Annotated in this window: 13 protein-coding genes; 9 read left to right on the plus strand and 4 right to left on the minus strand. The window is 46.4% G+C overall.

All coding sequences use genetic code 11. The annotated features are described in order from the left end of the window. Window positions 1-9: 9 nt before the first annotated feature. The gene (locus QFZ48_RS13300; protein ID WP_429042272.1) at window positions 10-1,917 is read right to left on the minus strand and encodes a YfbK domain-containing protein; all 1,908 of its coding nucleotides are present in this window, start codon (window positions 1,915-1,917) and stop codon (window positions 10-12) included. A 101-nt stretch (window positions 1,918-2,018) separates the two neighbouring features. On the opposite strand from QFZ48_RS13300, the gene QFZ48_RS13305 reads away from it, so the two are divergent. Further along, a complete protein-coding gene (locus tag QFZ48_RS13305; protein ID WP_429062583.1) occupies window positions 2,019-3,110 on the plus strand; it encodes an anhydro-N-acetylmuramic acid kinase in 1,092 nt (363 codons plus the stop codon). A gap of 58 nt (window positions 3,111-3,168) precedes the next feature. Here QFZ48_RS13305 and ade read toward each other — a convergent pair whose 3' ends face one another. After that, window positions 3,169-4,809: an adenine deaminase gene (gene ade, locus QFZ48_RS13310; RefSeq protein ID WP_429042267.1), complete on the minus strand. Its 1,641-nt coding sequence runs from the start codon at window positions 4,807-4,809 to the stop codon at window positions 3,169-3,171. Between the two features lie 109 nt (window positions 4,810-4,918). Here ade and QFZ48_RS13315 point away from each other — a divergent pair, with 109 nt between their 5' ends. After that, complete coding sequence (locus QFZ48_RS13315) at window positions 4,919-5,641, plus strand: LolA family protein (protein ID WP_429042264.1); 723 nt, start codon at window positions 4,919-4,921, stop codon at window positions 5,639-5,641. 48 nt (window positions 5,642-5,689) lie between these two features. On the opposite strand, the gene QFZ48_RS13320 is transcribed toward QFZ48_RS13315, so the two are convergent. Further along, window positions 5,690-6,694 carry a helix-turn-helix transcriptional regulator gene (locus tag QFZ48_RS13320; RefSeq protein ID WP_429062585.1) on the minus strand — a complete coding sequence of 335 codons (1,005 nt, stop codon included), beginning with the start codon at window positions 6,692-6,694 and terminating at the stop codon, window positions 5,690-5,692. Between the two features lie 139 nt (window positions 6,695-6,833). Here QFZ48_RS13320 and QFZ48_RS13325 point away from each other — a divergent pair, with 139 nt between their 5' ends. From QFZ48_RS13325 to QFZ48_RS13355, 7 genes are all read left to right on the plus strand, one after another. Then, a complete protein-coding gene (locus QFZ48_RS13325; protein ID WP_429062587.1) occupies window positions 6,834-7,460 on the plus strand; it encodes a hypothetical protein in 627 nt (208 codons plus the stop codon). A gap of 380 nt (window positions 7,461-7,840) precedes the next feature. Then, the gene (locus QFZ48_RS13330; protein ID WP_370908448.1) at window positions 7,841-8,476 is read left to right on the plus strand and encodes a peroxiredoxin; all 636 of its coding nucleotides are present in this window, start codon (window positions 7,841-7,843) and stop codon (window positions 8,474-8,476) included. A 256-nt stretch (window positions 8,477-8,732) separates the two neighbouring features. Continuing rightward, window positions 8,733-9,296 carry an RNA polymerase sigma-70 factor gene (locus tag QFZ48_RS13335; protein WP_429062589.1) on the plus strand — a complete coding sequence of 188 codons (564 nt, stop codon included), beginning with the start codon at window positions 8,733-8,735 and terminating at the stop codon, window positions 9,294-9,296. A gap of 342 nt (window positions 9,297-9,638) precedes the next feature. Beyond that, window positions 9,639-10,634 (plus strand): FecR family protein, encoded by a 996-nt coding sequence (locus QFZ48_RS13340; protein ID WP_429062591.1) that lies wholly within the window; start codon window positions 9,639-9,641, stop codon window positions 10,632-10,634. A 205-nt stretch (window positions 10,635-10,839) separates the two neighbouring features. Then, entirely contained in the window at window positions 10,840-14,196 is a 3,357-nt protein-coding gene (locus QFZ48_RS13345) for a SusC/RagA family TonB-linked outer membrane protein (protein WP_429062593.1), read from the plus strand. A gap of 20 nt (window positions 14,197-14,216) precedes the next feature. Beyond that, a complete protein-coding gene (locus QFZ48_RS13350; protein WP_429062595.1) occupies window positions 14,217-15,761 on the plus strand; it encodes a RagB/SusD family nutrient uptake outer membrane protein in 1,545 nt (514 codons plus the stop codon). A gap of 21 nt (window positions 15,762-15,782) precedes the next feature. Beyond that, window positions 15,783-17,504, plus strand: a complete 1,722-nt coding sequence (locus tag QFZ48_RS13355) for a metallophosphoesterase (protein WP_429062596.1) — start codon at window positions 15,783-15,785, stop codon at window positions 17,502-17,504. Window positions 17,505-17,549: 45 nt separating this feature from the next. Here the strand turns inward: QFZ48_RS13355 and QFZ48_RS13360 are convergent, their stop codons facing one another. Next, on the minus strand, window positions 17,550-18,293 hold the full coding sequence (locus QFZ48_RS13360; protein ID WP_370908442.1) for an RluA family pseudouridine synthase: 744 nt from the start codon (window positions 18,291-18,293) through the stop codon (window positions 17,550-17,552). Window positions 18,294-18,301: the final 8 nt, after the last annotated feature.

Raw genomic sequence — 18,301 nt, forward strand, 5'->3', positions numbered from 1 at the left:
ATAGTGGAACTACTGTTTGTCCAGCAGCATCGCTTTTTTTACCAGCTGGATGAATTCAGCGCGATAGCCTTCGGTATCTGTTCCTTTGGAATTGCCTGCCCAGGATAATACCTGGTTGTAGGTGGCGGTGCCTTTGAACGCGGAGTTGCGCAATAACTGCCCGAAAGCGGCTACGGAAGCGGCCATCCGGAAATCTTCCGGCGCGTCAGTAATCTCCTGGTTGCTGTAGGGCAACACCTTCTCCATCAATATGCTCTTTTTGGCATCAGGTTGTTTGTAGCGCAGCTTTACAGTAAGCACTTCGGATTTATTACCAATCACTTTGCCTTCCTGGTATTTGAGCGGATCTACCCAGTTAACGGCCGTTCCCTTTGTGCCGGTGGGGATAATCTCATAGAGGGCAGTTACGGTATGACCGACGCCCATATCTCCGGCGTCTTTTTTGTCGTTGTTGAAATCTTCATTGGCCAGCACGCGGTTTTCGTAGCCAACTAACCGGTATGACTGCACGAATTGCGGGTTAAATTCTATCTGCAGTTTTACATCTTTTGCAACGGTAAAAAGCGTGCCACCAAATTCGGTCACAAAGGTTCTGCGGGCTTCTTCAAAGTTATCAATATAAGCATAGTTACCATTGCCTTTATCTGCCAGCAGTTCCAGTTTATTATCTTTATAGTTACCCATACCAAAACCCAGCACAGAAAGAGAGATACCATTTTCTCTTTTCTCTTCGATCATACGGGTAAGTTCACCATCGCTGGAAACCCCTACATTGAAGTCGCCGTCGGTGGCCAGTATTACGCGGGTATTGCTGTTTTTGGAATACAGTTCACCGGCAATGTCGTAGGCCAGTTGTATGCCTGCGCCGCCGGCAGTGGAGCCGCCTGCCTCCAACTGATCCAGCGCGGCCAGGATCCTTTTCTTATCGCGGCCACTGGTGGCCGGGAGCACTACTCCTGCGGCGCCGGCGTATACCACTATCGCTACCTTGTCTTCCGGGCGAAGCTGCTCCGTTAAAACCGCAAAGGCGCGCTTAACAAGCGGCAACCGGTTTTCACCCGACATGGAACCTGAAACATCTATCAGGAAAACCAGGTTGGAAGGGGGAAGCTCGCGGGTATCTACCTGTTTGCTTTTGAGGGCCACCCGTATGAGTTGATGCGCGGCGTTCCAGGGACAAATTGCCATGTCGGTATAAATAGCTACCGGGTCTTTTCCTTCCGGCGCCTGGTATTGATAGTCAAAATAATTGATCATTTCTTCCACTCTCACCGCATCCGGTTCGGGCATCATGCCCTGGTTCAGAAAACGGCGAACGTTGCTGTAGGAGGCCCTGTCCACATCAATACTGAAAGTACTCAGCGGTTGGTCTGTGGCGGAGTGGAAAATGTTTTCGTTAATGGGGCTGTAGTCCTCTGTGTTGTAAACCGGAGAAGGGGCGTAGTTCATTTTGTTTCCCCTGATCCTGGTAACAGAACCGGTTACGGACTTCCGGCGCTGCGCACCATAGCCTATCACTACTACTTCCGACATGGCCGAGTTGGTAACTCCGGCAAGTTTGCCCTGCAGTGCCCCGATTACCCTGTCTTCCGTTAAGTGTTGACTATCGGACACCTGTGGCCTGGTCAATTGTACGGTTAATTTATTTTGCCCGCCATTCACGGCTACGTCCACCGATGGATAGCCAGTAGCGTTTATTTCGAGTATTAGCGCACCCGTGGCGGTTTTCAGGCTGAATTGCCCTTTTTTATCTGTGGCCGTCAATACATCTGTGCCTTTTACCCGTACCACTACATTGGCGAGGGGGCTTTTAAGCAAACTGTCTGTTACAATACCCGTGATAACCCGCACCTGTTGGGCGGAGGCAGTAAATGCCATCAGGCAGCTGAGCAATAGTAAAGAGAGATATTTTTTCATAACAAAGTAGTTTTTCTACCTGTAGGATGTGCCGGGAGATCCTGTTTCCATAAATCGTTAAAAAAATATTTTAAAACTACCTTTGCTGAAATTTTTTGTCGATGGTATATAACGTGATTGGCACCATGTCTGGTAGCTCATTAGACGGATTAGATATAGTTTTTGCAGAACTGACCGAGATACGCGGACAATGGACCTATGTTATCAAGGCTTCCGAAAGCCTGCCGTATGAGCCGGAATGGGTAGAGCAGCTGGCACAGGCCACTTCCCTGCCGGCAAAGGATTACCTGCTGTTACATACTGCATACGGCCATTATACCGGCCGGCGTATCCTGGATTTCATTGAAAAGAACCAGCTGGATCATAAAATTCATTTTATCGCATCACATGGTCATACTACATTTCATATGCCTGCGCAGCAAATGACTGCCCAGCTGGGAGATGGTGCGGCCATTGCAGCAGTAACAGGGTTACCTGTTATCAACGACCTCCGTGCGGTAGACGTAGCCCTGGGTGGCCAGGGAGCTCCCATTGTCCCCATTGGCGAAAAATACCTGTTACCGGGATATCAGTACTGGCTTAACCTGGGCGGCATTGCCAATATTTCGGCGCAGTTGCCCGAACAGTTTGTGGCGTTTGATATTTGCCCGGCCAACAGGGTACTAAATGCATTGGCGGCAGCGCTGAATAAACCCTACGATGATGGCGGCGCACTGGCTGCCGGTGGTGTGGCCGACAACAGTCTGTTGGAACAGTTGAATCAACTTGATTATTACACCAAACCGTGGCCAAAATCACTGGCGAACGATTTTGGTACCCATGCCATATTGCCGCTGATAGCGCCTTTGCGCATTTCTGTGCAGGGTAAGCTGCGCACTTATGTAGAGCATATCGCGGTACAGATCACCGGGGCGGTAAAAGCGCTGAAGGCACAAATGCCGGAAGGACCAGGCAAGATGCTGGTGACCGGTGGCGGTGCGTTTAATACTTTCCTGGTGAATACGATCCGGGAACAGCTGGAGCCATTGGGAGTTACCGTGGAAGTGCCGGATGAGCAAACCGTTAGTTTCAAAGAGGCACTGATCATGGCGCTTATCGGAACATTACGCTGGAGGCAGGAAGATAATGTGCTGAGCGGGGTTACCGGGGCTTCCCGCGACTCTATTAACGGCGCGCTGTGGACCACCCATTAACCTCATATTATTGCTATAAAAAAAAGCAGCGGTTGCTTCCGCTGCTTTTTTTTATGCGCTAGTGCGTTGCTGTAAATTGAAAACTATCTCCGTCGAAGAGTCCGAGGTCACTCAGTTTTAAATGCGGTATTACCAGTAACGCCATAAATGATAAGGTCATAAAAGGTGATGCCAGCGTAGATCCCAGGTCTTTTGCGGCTTTGTCGAGCGCACTGTATTGGGCCGCCACCGTATATCCGTCGAGGTTACTCATCAGCCCTGCTACGGGTAGGGGAAGTCCATGTGTCGCATTATTCCCCACCGCGCTGATGCCGCCCTGCGCTGCAATAACGGTATTAATAGCCGCAGCAAGGCCTTCATCGGTGGTGCCCACCGCAATAATGTTGTGACTGTCGTGTGCCACAGAAGAGGCGATGGCGCCCTCTTGCAGGCCGAAGCCCTGGATAAATGCCATGGCCGGAGGCGCTTTTTTATAGCGGTTTACTACTACGAGTTTGAGGACATCCTGTTGGGTATTACTTGCTATTGCGCCGTTGGTAACCGGCAATACCGCTGTAAGGGCATTGGTGATCAGCTGCCCATCCATAGCGCCGATTACTTTCACCGTTACTTCTTTTGCATTGCTATCGTTAACGGGCATACGAAAATCGGCAGCGGTTACCGGGTCTGCTATAAAATTATTTACGGGAGATGAAGGGATGGAAGGTATCAGCGTTTGTCCGTTTTCCGCGACTTTCACGCCATTGATATAAGTGGCGAGAATGTTAAAGTTTTGGAGGTCATCTGTTACAATAAAATCTGCAGGGTCGTTCACGCGGAGCAAACCATTGTCTAATTTGTAATGCAGTACCGGGTTAATACAGGCGGCTCTTAATACTTTGAAAAGATCAACGCCATAAGCTAATGCACGCTTTACCAGCAGATTAATATGGCCTTCTACAAGGTTGTCGGGGTGCTTATCATCGCTGCAAAACATAATATGTGAGGCGTGGTCGTGCAGCAGCGGGTACAATGCTTCAAAGTTTTTGGCAGCGCTTCCTTCGCGGATGAGGATATGCATGCCGTATTGCAGTTTGTCTTTCGCTTCTTCAATGGTAAAGCATTCGTGATCGGTGCTGATACCAGCGGCAATATATGCTGCCGCGGTTTCGCCCCGGAGGCCGGGAGCGTGGCCATCCACGGGTTTACCGGCTTTTTTGGCGGCGGCTATTTTAGCGAGTACTTCCGGGTCTTTATGCAGTACTCCGGGGAAGTTCATCATTTCCGTCAGGTACCTGATATCATCTCTCTGAAGTAAAGCTTCGATATCGGCCACGGTGACTACCGCTCCGGCGGTTTCAAAAATGGTGGCCGGTACGCAGGAAGGGGCGCCGAAGTTAAACCGGAAGGGAACTTTCTTGCCATTTTCGAGCATGTATTCCACACCTTTTACGCCCATCACATTGGCTATTTCATGGGGGTCGCTTACGGTGGCCACAGTGCCGTGCACAACGGCCAGCCTGGCGAATTCGGAAGGGATCAGCATAGAGCTTTCCACGTGTACATGCGCATCGGTAAATCCGGGGAGCAGGTAAGTGGTGTATTGGTTATTGTTGCGTTCAATGCTGCTGATATAACCATCCGTAATATGTATAGTAGCCGGATATATTTCCTGTTGCAGTATATCTACCAGGTTGCCTGAGATCTGGAATGTATTCATGTTGCAAAGCTAAGGAATAGGTCGTATTTTCAATGCTGGCGTATTTTTTGGAAAGAGATGCCGGATGTGTTTTAGGATATTTTTATTTATCAGGGAAAAACAAATTTTTATGATGACAGGAACCAGGTTTTATACATTGTTAGCAGCTTTACTGATCGCTGGTTATTGCACCAGCGCGCAATCTGCAGATGAATTGATCGCAAAGAATATTGTGGCGATGGGAGGTGAGGCGAAGTTAAAAGGAATTAAGTCGCAGTATGTAGAAGGAAATATGGAAGTACAGGGGCAATCCGTTCCTATAAAGCGGTGGGTGAAGCAGGATGAAGCCATGCGGCTGGAGTTTACGGTGAATGGCACCAGCAATGTGCAGGTAGTAACCCGTAATGCGGGCTGGAGCCTGATGCCGGTGATGCAGCAAACAACGCCGCAGGAGATGAATCCAGAAATGCTGAAGCTGATGAAAACCCAGCTGGATGTGAGAGGAGAGCTGTATGATTACAAGAACAAAGGTAAAAAGATAGAGTTATTGGGGAAGGATTCGGTGAACGGGTCGCCGGCATATAAGCTGAAGATCACGGCAGCGGATGGAACATCGGGTATTGCCTACCTGGATGCGAAAACTTATCTGCTGGTAAAGGCTACCAATCATATGAATGTACAGGGACAGGATATGGAGCTGGTAACGTTGTTGTCTGATTACAAGAAAACGCCGGAGGGGCTTACTTATCCGGGTGTTACAGAGCAGGATCCTGGCGGGGTTAAAATCAATATCCTGAAAATTGAAACGAATCAGCCGGTAGCAGATAGTTTGTTTACCAAACCAAATCCTTAAGAGGTTGTTTCGCTATTGCGCCCGCGGGCGCAATAGCGGGCTACAGTATTATTTATACAACACCGCCATGGCTTTGGCTTCTTCAGCCATTTTCTTAGCCAGGTGTGCGGGTTTCAGCACTTTTACCTGGGCGCCATAGCTGAGCAGCGTCATGGTAAGTTCCGGGTTAATAACAACGTTAAGGGATATACGGCATTCATCACTGTTGTCTTCCACTATTTCCTGGGAAGTATGGATGGGCTGCGACTTGATATATTTTCCCTGCCGTGGTGTAAAGCTCAGCAGTACATGTTCGGGATCTCCGTCGTGTACGGTGATGCCTACTGCATGCTGGAAGTAGCTGGCTTCATCAAAATTCTTTTCATCAAAATGCTTATTGGTGGGCCAGAGTTTCACCACCCTGTCGAGCGCAAAGGTAACCACTGCGCCACCGCGGGTTTGCTGGCTTTTCCCGATGAGGTAAAAGCGGTGCTGGTATTCGCGGAGGTGATAGGGTTCCACCCAGTGCTCCTTGGGTTCATCGCGGTCGAAGCTCTGATAAGCGATGCGGATTATTTCCAGGTTTTTGATGGCGTCTACTATTTCGGGGATATGTTCTGCGCCTTTGTAGTGGGATGCCCGGGTAAATTTGATGAGTCCTTTATGCTGGAGGGCTTCCCGGTTCATTTTGAGGCTGGCGGCAATTTTCAGGATGGCATCTTCAAACTGCTGTACCACCGGGAGGCTCCGGAATTGTTCCAGTATACCAATGGCAATTTCCAGCCCCTGGAGATCTGCTTCTTCAATAGGGGAATTACTGATGGAAAAGCTATCGTCTGAGTAGCGGTAGGTGCCGCTGCTGCGTTCGTAAACGATAGGCGCCATATAGTTCAGTTCAGGGTCCTGGCGCATATCCTGGATGTCTTTCTGGATAGTGCGGGTAGAAATTGCAGTGCCCATCTTGTCCGATACATATTCAATCAGGTTATCCAGGGTAGGTTTGGGCTTCTGCTTGTTGCGCAACCGCTCGTCGATCCAGCGGTAGCGCGACACCGCGTCTTTGTTCTTTGGCAAAAGATAAAATTTAGATAATAAAAATAAACAATTCCCGCTTTTGCGACGAGGATTAAAAAAAATATCATTAAAAGATCACTACGCAAATCCCTTGCGTGCGGCGCCGATAAATTTGTAGTGTTATTAAAACCTGATGGTTATGAATAAGGTAAATACAACTACAGCAATTACGCAGGTACAGGCCATTTCAATTGGGCAGATCATTATGGATGATTCCAATTACCTGACGCTCTGGGGCCAGGCGCTACTGGATGAGGTGTGGTATCCCTGCGATTTTGTAACTACTTACGAAGTAATGAACACCATGCTGCGTTTCAGCCAGGACAAGCACGATGCGGTGCAGATGACGATTGTAAAGAAACTGGAAGACATGCGCCGCACACCGGACATCATTGACCTGGAAGCAGAGCTGGGTGGAGCCGTGGTATTCGACCACCTCGTATTTCACATGAGGAGGCCCTGTTTGCAGCAGGATGATAACTGGGAGGCCTATGCCGATGAAGAGTGCTATTATATAGAACGTGTGATCCAGATGCCGGTACCCACCCTGCCTACCTTACCGCCTGCAGCCCGGTGCGATTCAAACGATGCCAATGAGAAAATGGAGTATTGTATCCAGATGCTTCATGACGCATATAACCTGTATCTCGGTTTTATCGAATTAGAATTGGGGGAAAACGCTGCCCGGGTAATGGCCGCACTGGAAGATGATAATAAGTTCAGTATGGCATATTATGCCTGGCAGCTGTATACCTCAAATACTTAAATAATTATTAGCCATATTTTTTATCTGTTGAAAACCCTGATAATCCGTTTACGTTAACCCTGAAAGACGCACATTGATGAAAAAGCATCCCTTTATGTTAGCCCCGGTGTCCATGTATGTTAATTCCCGGACATCTGTTTATGTTAACCCCGGTATCCATTTACGTTAACCGCCATGCCTTGCATCCATTTATGTTAACCCCTGATATCCATTGGTGTTAGCCCTGGTATCCCGTTTGGATTAACCCCTGATTTCCATTGTTTGTTAGCCCCCAAATCCTTTGCCCCGGAAAAAAAAACCGCAAAATTCTGAAAAAAATCCCTTAAAGTCTATAAATTTTGTAGGAAAATGCTATTTTTGGTCAATTAAAATCGTAAGCTATGAGTTTAAGACTGGGAGACGCTGCTCCTAATTTCAAAGCCAATACCACTTTAGGGGAAATAGATTTTTACGATTACCTGGGTGAAGGTTGGGGTATCTTGTTTTCCCACCCTGCAGATTTTACACCAGTATGTACAACCGAACTGGGTAAAACAGCTTTGTTAAAGGACGAGTTTGCAAAACGTAATACTAAAGTACTGGCTGTCAGCGTAGATCCATTGGATAAACACCTGAGCTGGATAAATGATATTAATGAAACACAACAGTGTGACGTAACTTTTCCTATTATTGCAGATGAAAACAAAACAGTGGCAAACCTGTATGATATGATTCATCCAAATGCCTCTGAAACATTTACGGTAAGATCCTTGTTTATCATAGGACCCGACAAGAAGATAAAACTTATCATCACCTATCCGGCCTCTACCGGCAGAAACTTCATCGAAGTGCTCCGCGTATTGGACTCCCTGCAGCTGACCGCTAAATACAGCGTGGCTACACCGGCCGACTGGAAAGATGGTGAAGACGTAATCGTTACGGCAGCGGTGCCAACAGCAGACATTCCTGCACGTTTTCCGAAAGGCCATAAAATTATCAAGCCTTACCTGAGAACAACACCACAGCCCAACAAATAATACTTAAAGAGCCGGAAGGCTGCTTCTATAAAGATTTTTTAATGGTTGGTTTTTGATTTTTACGAAACGGGGATTTCTCCCCGTTTTTTTTATGCCCTGTACCCGCCGGTGCTTTCAGTTCCGGAACACCCCTGCACTTCTCCCATCAAAGTTTATATGGAGGTAACAGTTTATTAATGCACAGTTAACATCCCACGTAGTATAAAAACAACCGCCGGACGCTAGTTTTGCTGAAAAATACATTCAATCCATTTTTATGGAATATCGTTTACTATCAGATAAGCAGCTACTGGAAGAATGTACCAACGACAATCTCAAAGCATTTAATACTTTATTTGATCGTTATTTCGGACGACTGTATAATTACGCGCTTGGTTATGTGAAGGATGAATACTTTGCAGAAGAAGCAATAATGGACCTGATGATGTGGGTATGGGACAAGAGACATACGTTACAAATAGCGGGCGAATTTAAGCCATACATATTCAGAGCCGCCAAAAACGCTACGATTAAAGCCATCCGTAAGAAAGCGGTTTCAATAGCGCCGATAGCGTTTATTGAAAATAATCTTTCCTTTGTGGCTACCCCTGCCGATCACGAACTGGACTCCAGGGAACTGGAAGAGAAGTATCATTTCCATCTCGACTCACTGAGCCCCCAGCGCAAAATTGTATTTCAAATGAGCCGGGAAGGAGATTTAACCCACGCTGAAATAGCCAATGACCTCAAGATCTCTGTTAATACCGTGAAGAACCATATTAAGTTTTCCCTGAATCATTTCAGAAAGCAGCTTAGTAACCATAATGCCAGGTTAGGTTAGCCCTCGGGATAATGCGGCCAATATTTCACGGTTACTTCTCCCATGCCTGAACCTGCGTATACCATGGAGCATCTATGCACTCTCCATGCACTCCTGATGCACTTCCAATGCACTCCTGATGCACTTCCAATACACTGTTCCGTCCTGAAATAGCTATACAGCCAGGTAAATAATCCTGGATTTGGGTTACAGATTATGTCTCCGTCCATGATATTTTTTATCTATATAATAATATCCCCGATAAATTATGTTTCTGTTTTTTCTTCCACATCGAATAGCCCCTTGTCATTTTTTTTGTCCCTATATGATTAACAGGGACCTTTTGTACGCTGTTAAACCAGAATGTCGAGACAAATAAACCGGGAATTAATTGAGAAATTTTTAGCGGGTGAATGTTCCGCTGAAGAGGAGCGGCTGGTAAACCTGTTGCTGAAAGATCCCGCATCAGAAAAACTGCTGGACGAGATCCTGTCGGCAAATGCCGCTAAAGATTGGGCGGTATTTGAAAATAACAAATCTGTTCATCCCCGGCAAGAGGATTTAAAAAAATCAATGCAGGAAAGAATAGGATATGTGAATACCAGGCGAACAGGCTTACTATCTCTAAGGAATGCTGCCATCTGGATTGGACTGATCCTGACTTGTATGGGAATTTATACCATCAGTCATTTAAGTAATAAAGGAGGGCGTCAGATGGCTTTCGTGGAAAGCTATAACCCGAATGGACAGCGGTCAAAAATAATTCTTGCTGATAGCAGCGTGGTATACCTCGGTGCGGGCAGTCGCCTGAAGTATCCGGAGAATTTTTCCGGGGATACCAGGGATATCTATTTGTATGGAGAAGCTTTTTTTGAAGTAACGAAAGAGAAACATAAACCATTCACCGTTCATACCGGCGATGTGCAAACCAAAGTATTGGGCACCTCTTTTAAAATAGAAGCATTTAAAAACAAACCACTACTGGTGGAAGTGGCCACTGGTAAAGTAAAGGTAGACCAGATACACCATGACTTTTCAAGATCACTGGCAGTTTTAACACCCGGACAAAAAGTGTTGTTTGATCACGGTGAGATAAAAAGAGAAACAGTTGATCCGGAAGAAGTACAGGATCTGAAGGAAGCCAGGTTAACATTTAACAACACTTCACTCAATGATATTTCAGAAGTATTACAGCGGTGGTACAATGTGAAGATCACATTTAAGCAACACACAAAATCAGCGGAAAGAATGACGCTGACACTGGATGCCAAAGTACCAATAGATAAAATATTGAACGTGCTGGCCGTAGCAGGCCATTTCAGCTATGAAATGAAAAACGGGGAAGTCGTTATTCGCTAAACTTTAAAATATACAAACGATATGTATTAAAAAAAACTGTCCATAATTGGATACGGACATCGTATGCGCTGTTGTGAAAACAGTATGCCTGCCCAGGGCAACACAAGAATAAAGCGAAAGGAATTAACAACGATTCCGGCTGACGCCGGGCCAACTACTAATACAAAAATTAATGCAAAAAGGATTACATCCCACAATTAAGTTTATGATGAGATGTTCATGTATACTTTTAATCGCACAGCTCACATTTATTGGCGTGCTGCTGGCTGGAAATGCCCGTGCCCAGCAACTGGACAAAGTAATTGCTGTTAAGCTGGATCGTGCCAGCGTGAAAGAAAGCCTGTTGGCTATCCAGGCAAAGAGCGGGATCCGGTTTGTACTGCCGGAAAAACTGATGGCAGGTCTCAAGCAAAAAATCAGTATTGATTCGGATCATTCCACCGTAAAATACCTGATCGAAAAAGTATTGGAATCTACCAGCCTCGATTATAAATTGGTAGAAGGCTATGTTGTGATTGATACCAAACCTGTTCCGCAGGAGCCGGGTAAATTATCAGGAAGAGTGGTGGATGAAAAAGGAGCACCATTGCCTGGTGCAACCATCAGGGCGTTGGAAACCGGCCAGGTTGTTCAAAGCAATGCTAACGGCGATTATACGTTCAATCTTAAACCCGGCAACTATACACTGGAAGTATCTTATGTTTCGTTCAGGTCTCAGAAATCGAACAGCATTGTTATAAAAGAAGGAAAAACCACCTCGCTTGATTTTTCCATGCAGCTGGCTGATAACAAGCTCACAGAAGTGGTGGTTAGTTATGGTAAACAGAAAAGCCGCGAGATCACAGGTTCCATTGCAACAGTAGAAGCAGCCTCCCTGCAGGATATGCCGGTAACACAGTTTGCCCAGCAGTTGCAGGGAAAAGTAGCAGGCGTGCAGGTGTCACAAACCAGCGGCCAGCCCGGACGTGGTATGGGCTTTATTATCCGCGGTGCAGCCTCCTTTTACTCAAGCAACCAGCCGCTTTTTGTAATTGATGGCAACCCCATCACAGGAAGTATCAACAACATCAACCCTGCAGAAATAGAAAGCTATAGTTTTCTTAAAGACGCCTCCGCTACCGCATTGTATGGATCAAGAGCCGCAAACGGTGTGGTACTCATTACTACCAAACATGCAAAACCAGGCGATGCGAAAATTGAATTTTCAAGCTACTATGGGTTACAGAAAATTCCAACAGGTAAGTTGCCGAAGATGATGACGGCAAGAGAGTTTGCAACATTCATGAAGGAACGTGCAGAAGATGGATTGAAGTATGAACCTGGCTATTCAGTATCTGCCGATTATCATGCGGCTTACGACAACCCTGAGCAGTATGGAGAAGGAACGAACTGGTTTAAATTGTTAACCAGAACAGCCCCCATTCAAAGTTATGACCTCACGGTACGGTCGGCCCGTGAACACTCTTCCTCCACCGTAATAGCCGGCTACCAGGAGCAACAGGGCGTGTTGATCAATACCGGCACCAGGTTATATTCCATGCGTTTTAACCAGGATTTTACTACTGAAAACAATAAACTAAAATTAGGTTTTAACCTGGCGCCCAGCTACAGGTTGGATCATAATAACCGGCTGAATAGTGATGGCGTGGGAGGATACTTTGAAAGGTTCTTCGAGGCCAGCCCGCTGGCAAGTCCTTACAATGCAGATGGTACCTACACACGCAACGTTTCTTCTCCCGGTATGGTGGCCTATATCAACCCACTGGCTACCTATGAATTAACCAACGACGATTACAAAACAACGCGGATACTGGGCAACGTTTACCTGAACTATGAATTCTTGCCGGGACTAAGTGTCAAGGCTAATCTGGCGGCAGATAAAGGAGCTGAAACCCGTAAGTATTTCCAGTCAGGGTTGGTGACAGGTACACAAGGGCAAACCACCGGAACCAGCTCGGCGGTTGATAACGGTTCATGGACCGCAGAAGGAAACCTCGTATATAATAAAACCTTCTTTAAAGATCATAATATAGAAGCATTGGTAGGCTATTCTGCGCAGGAATTCAGCAGCTATAGCAATACCCTTACAGGTTTGGGGTTTACCAGCGATGATATCGAATACCTCAGCGCTGCCACAAGTGTTACCGGTAGCAGTAGTACGGGATCTTATTCATTGCTGTCAACAATAGGCCGGCTGAATTATAATTATAAAGGGAAATATCTTTTGTCGGCAGCACTCCGGCGCGATGGATCTTCAAAATTCGGAATGAATACACAGTGGGGCAGCTTCCCGTCAGTAGCTGCGGGTTGGGTTGTTAGCGATGAATCATTTATGAAGAATATCAAAGGCGTTAACTTCCTCAAGCTCCGCGCGAGTTACGGGATCACCGGTAATAACTTCTTTGCCGGTAACTATGATCCGCAGGCCACTATTGGTACTTATTACTACAACTTTAATAACGTGGTTACCCAGGGGCAAACCATCAACCGGCTTCCCAATAAAGACCTGAGATGGGAGCGCAACAAACAGTTTGACATTGGCCTGGAATTGGGCGTATTAGATAACCGCCTCACCTTTACTTACGATTACTACCGCAAATTAACCGACGGCCTCATTCAGCAACGTTCCATACCTACATCGTCCGGGTTTAGCCAGATCATTTTTAATGTGGGCGAACTCAAAATGTGGGGACATGAATTCTCTGTAAGTTCTAAAAACCTCACAGGCAACCTGAAATGGAACACTAACCTGGTGCTGTCTTTCGACAGGAACCTGATCACCAACCTCGTGGATCCCGGTTATATCAGGAGAAATGTAACGGTGAGTTCTGATTATTACCGTCAGCAGGTAGGGCACCATCTGGGTGAATTTTATGGATTTGTTTTTGAAGGATTGTATAAAGATGCTGCCGACCTGGCCAACTCCCCCAAGTATTTAAGTACCACCGCCAAGCCCAATGGTAACTCGGATATCGGCACTATAAAAGTAAAGGACATCAACGGCGACGGCGTAATTGACGACGTGAACGACCGCACTTTTATTGGCGATCCCACACCTGCATTTACCGGTGGCATCGTCAACAACTTCCGGTATAAAAACTTTGACCTGAATATTGACATGACCTTTTCTGTTGGCGAAAAGATCCTGAACGCCGCTAAATGGGCGTATCAGACCAACATGGACGGTTCACGTCTTCTGTTAGCCGCAGCGGCCGACCGCTGGCGCTCAGAAGAGAATCCAGGTTCCGGTATTTATCCGCGTACCAAATCAGGTACCACGGCCATGGGACGGCAGGTAAACAGCCAGTGGATTGAAGACGGATCTTACCTGACCGCTAAAAATATAACACTCGGATACACCGTGCCTTTACGAAATGCAATGATAAAGAACCTGCGGGTGTTTGCTTCTGTGCAGCAGGCGTTTGTATTAACAGGATATTCAGGGATGAATCCGGAAATAAATGTGGGCGGAGCTGATCCTACCTCAGGTGTTGGTGTAGATGAAAATGCCTACCCTATACCAAGAACCTTTTCTCTTGGATTCACCACCACATTTAAATAATCATTTAACGCTGACAAAATATGAAAAAGCTATATGCAGTGATTGCCCTTTTGTGTGCAGCAACAACATCCTGCACCAAGGACTTTATTGAACGGGCGCCGGAAGATACGTATACCGACGGCGTATTCTATAAAACAGAACAACAGTTCAGATCGGCCGTAGTGGCTGCTTATGCGCCGCTCAGAGATGTGCTTGTGAATGATTACTTTACTTCAGAGATGCACTCGGATAATACCATTTACCAGGCTATACCTGGTAACAGGGGTACTTCCATCGTGGAACGTGAAAATATCTCCGATTTTACCAATACTTCTACCAACGCTTATGTTGCCGCCACCTGGCAGCATAGTTACACCGGAATCTCCCGTTGTAATATCATTATTGAAAGATTAAAAGGCGCGGATCTTAAAGATGAAGTAAAGGCCACCCTGGATGGACAGGCCAAATTTTTAAGGGCCCTGAATTATTTTAAACTCGTACGGTTATATGGTGGAGTTCCACTGTTTATAAAAGAAGTAACCACGGCGGAAGACGCATTTAAGGCCCGCTCAACTGAAGCAGAAGTATATGCCCAGATCATTGCTGATGCACAGGACGCTATCGCCGAGTTGGCGCCGCCTTCAAAGTTTCCGCAAACAGGAGAGGCTACAAAAGGTTCGGCTACCCTGTTGCTTGCGGAAGTGTATGCCTTACAGAAAAAATGGTCGGACGCGGAGAAGCTGTTAAACAGTATGCTGGCTATGGGTTATGACCTTAACGCCAACTATGCAGATGCATTTATGCCAGCCAATAAGAATGGTAAGGAATCTGTTTTTGAAATCCAGTTTCTCGGCGGTACACTAACAGGAGCTACGCCTAATGTGCTGCCTTTTAATTTTTTACCAAGAAGTAAGGATACCAAACTGTTAACAGGTATCTCTATTGACAATACGGGCACAGGTGGATGGAATACGCCCAGCGATGATCTGATCAATGATTTTGAATCCGGCGACAAACGCCTGGATGCATCTATCGGTATTGCAGAAGGTACTTACGATGCCAGCAGGTATTTCAATTATTCAGCTGCCAAAAGCATCATCAATTACGTGCCTGCAACGGGGAAAATTGGTGTTCCCTACATAAAAAAGTATTTGCATGCTCCGTTGGAATCACCTACCGGATCTGGTGACGACTTCCCAATTTATCGTTTTTCCGACGCATTATTGTTACTGGCAGAGGCCTTAAATGAACAGGGTAAATCGTCCGACGCACTGGCGCCACTGAACAAAGTAAGGAGAAGAGCGGGACTGGCCGACTACACGAATACAGATCCAACTCAGCTGCGTGCCGCTATTTTTCACGAACGCAGGGTGGAACTGGCATTTGAAAACCATCGCTGGACAGACCTGCTCAGAAGTGGTAAGGCAATATCTGTGATCAACACCTTTGGCATAAAAATCAGGGAACAACTTCCCTATCTTTCATCAGATGCATACGTGATCGATCAGCATCACCTGCTGTTCCCAATACCACAAAACGAGGTCGGGCTCAATCCAAAGATCATCCAGAACCCCGGGTATTTTTAATAGTTTTCAAACCAGCATATTATGATGATGAAAAGAGGCTTTTGTATACTGCTACTGTTAACTACCAGTAGCTTTAGCAATACACAACAAAAAGAGGAAGACGAGTTTTCAATTGCCATACTCCCTGATACCCAGTATTACACCGCGGAGAAGAACGGTGGGAAGAAAGAAATGTTTACTGCACAAACAGAATGGATCGTAAAAAATGCAGCAAAGGAAAACATCAAATATGTGATTCACCTGGGAGATATATCTGACGACGGTGAAAAGTTTCCGCAACAATGGGTAAATGCAGCTGCATCCATGTATGTGCTGGAAAAACCGCAACCCGGTTATCCGCAAGGGATTCCGTATGGCATGGCCGTAGGAAATCATGATCAAACGAAAAGTCAGTATCCGCTAAGCGGTAAAACAGATCAGTACAATAAGTATTTCGGCATCGGGCATTTTAAAGATAAAAAATGGTATGGTGGTCACTATGGCGATAACAACGACAGTCACTATGATCTTTTTGAAGCCGGCGGCATTCCATTTATCAGCATCTTTATAGAGTACGATTCTTATGGGGAAGATATTGAAGGAATGAACAGGTGGGCCAGCCAGGTACTCGAAAAATACAGCGACAGGAAGGCGATATTGGTGAGTCATTCTATCCTTCATTTTAATAAGACGCCAGGTACCAACAGGAAGGGATTCCCGAAGTTTTCAAAACAAGCCCAACGTATGTTCGACCGGTTAAAAAGTTATCCCAACGTGATGTTAACCTTATCAGGACATGTGGGGGATAACGGCGAAGGGTATCGCCAGGATGGTTACGCAGGGAATGTTATCCGGTCGTTTTTATCGGACTACCAAAGCCGGCCAGGTGGTGGTCATGGATTAATGCGTTTGATGAAGTTTTCGAAATCAAAAGACCTGATCAGTGTCCGCACATTTTCGCCTTATACCGGCGAAGAGGAAAAGGATGCGGATAGTGAGTTTACACTTCCCTGGTTGCATCATACCACGGTAGCCCGCTACCACGATTATGACAATGACCAGCTTACGGATATCGCCTTCTTTTCCGGTGGCTTATGGAAGATAGCAGGACAGAAAGATATTGAGTTTGGCAAGGCGGGAGATATTCCAGCACCAGCTGATTATAACGGGGACGGCAAAACGGAGCTTGCAGTATTCCGGCCTTCAGAAGGTAAGTTTTATATGCAGGGCGGGGAAGTAGTTGCGCTTGGTCAGCCGGGTGATATCCCGGTGTGCGGAGATTATGACGGCGATGGTTTTGCAGAGGCGGCAGTGTATCGTCCATCTACGCTTACCTGGTATTTTGATGGCATGGACAGTATCCGGTTCGGACATAAAAACGGGATTCCCGTTCCGGCAGACTATGATGGAGATGGTATGCTGGATGTAGGCATATTTCGTACAGACAATTCATTGTGGCAAACAAGTTTGGGAAATATCCCGTTGCAGGTAAAACATGTGCCGGGTGATATCCCCGTTCCCGGTGATTATGATGGTGATGGCAGGGCTGAAATGGCTGTATTCCGACCTTCAACCGGTGAATGGATTATTGACAGGTTTAAAGCACCGGTCAAGCTGGGAAGGGAAGGAGATATTCCCGTTCCGGGAAACTATTTCAGGGATGGGAAAACATGCACGGCTGTTTACAGGGATGGTAAGATCTATCTTGAAAACGGGAATACAATAGCAGCTAATCTGGGTAAGGCCGGAGAGCTGGTAAAATAAAATATAAAAAGAAAGGGCCGTGTACATTACACGTCCCTTTCTTTTTTATTCTTCGCCTGCTGGCTGCTTACCACGGTGTTTCCGCAGTTGCGTGAGCAGGGCGCTCATGTCTTTGGGCAGCGGCGCCTCTATTGTATATTCTTTACCGGAAGGATCTTTGAAGATCAGCATGGACGCATGCAGGGCAAGCCTGCTGAGTAATGGCCGCTCTTCTTCCGTGTGCTTGCCTAATTTGAATTTTTTCTTGATAGAAGATAACAGCACCGGTTGTGCGCTGCCATAAAATTCATCTACCGCAATGGGATGCCCCAGGTACTTCATGTGCACCCTGATCTGGTGGGTACGGCCGGTATGGATCTGCATCCTCACCAGGCTGTAAAGACCAAATTCCTCCAGCACTTCATAATCTGTAGAAGATGGTTTCCCTTTACGGTTAGTAACCATCTTTCCCTTCTGTACCGGATGCTCCATGATTCCTTCGCTTACATTTCCCTGCTTAGGCATCGGCTGGCCGCTCACCAGTCCGAGGTAAAACTTTTTTACATCCCGGCTTTCAAAAAGCTGCGAGAAATATTTATGCGCTGCTTCGTTGCGGGCAAACAGGATAATGCCACTGGTTTCGCGGTCGAGCCGGTGTACCGTGAATATTTCGCCGTAAGCCTTTTTCATGATCGCTATCAGGGAGGTTAGCTCATTATCATGACGGTCGGGCAGCGTAAGCATTCCTGAAGGCTTGTTTACTACAACAAAATCAGGCGTTTCTAGTATAATATGTTCAGATAATCGCATTCCGTAAT

The organism is Chitinophaga sp. W2I13, from assembly GCF_050434005.1.
Classification (GTDB): Bacteria; Bacteroidota; Bacteroidia; order Chitinophagales; family Chitinophagaceae; genus Chitinophaga.

Coding starts and splice junctions, on each gene's coding strand:
- QFZ48_RS13305 (WP_429062583.1), top strand. CDS start 2,019: ATGGTATATAACGTGATTGGCACCATGTCTGGTAGCTCATTAGACGGA.
- QFZ48_RS13355 (WP_429062596.1), top strand. CDS start 15,783: ATGATGATGAAAAGAGGCTTTTGTATACTGCTACTGTTAACTACCAGT.
- QFZ48_RS13330 (WP_370908448.1), top strand. CDS start 7,841: ATGAGTTTAAGACTGGGAGACGCTGCTCCTAATTTCAAAGCCAATACC.
- QFZ48_RS13350 (WP_429062595.1), top strand. CDS start 14,217: ATGAAAAAGCTATATGCAGTGATTGCCCTTTTGTGTGCAGCAACAACA.
- QFZ48_RS13300 (WP_429042272.1), bottom strand. CDS start 1,917: ATGAAAAAATATCTCTCTTTACTATTGCTCAGCTGCCTGATGGCATTT.
- QFZ48_RS13345 (WP_429062593.1), top strand. CDS start 10,840: ATGATGAGATGTTCATGTATACTTTTAATCGCACAGCTCACATTTATT.
- QFZ48_RS13315 (WP_429042264.1), top strand. CDS start 4,919: ATGATGACAGGAACCAGGTTTTATACATTGTTAGCAGCTTTACTGATC.
- QFZ48_RS13335 (WP_429062589.1), top strand. CDS start 8,733: ATGGAATATCGTTTACTATCAGATAAGCAGCTACTGGAAGAATGTACC.
- QFZ48_RS13340 (WP_429062591.1), top strand. CDS start 9,639: ATGTCGAGACAAATAAACCGGGAATTAATTGAGAAATTTTTAGCGGGT.
- ade (WP_429042267.1), bottom strand. CDS start 4,809: ATGAATACATTCCAGATCTCAGGCAACCTGGTAGATATACTGCAACAG.
- QFZ48_RS13325 (WP_429062587.1), top strand. CDS start 6,834: ATGAATAAGGTAAATACAACTACAGCAATTACGCAGGTACAGGCCATT.
- QFZ48_RS13360 (WP_370908442.1), bottom strand. CDS start 18,293: ATGCGATTATCTGAACATATTATACTAGAAACGCCTGATTTTGTTGTA.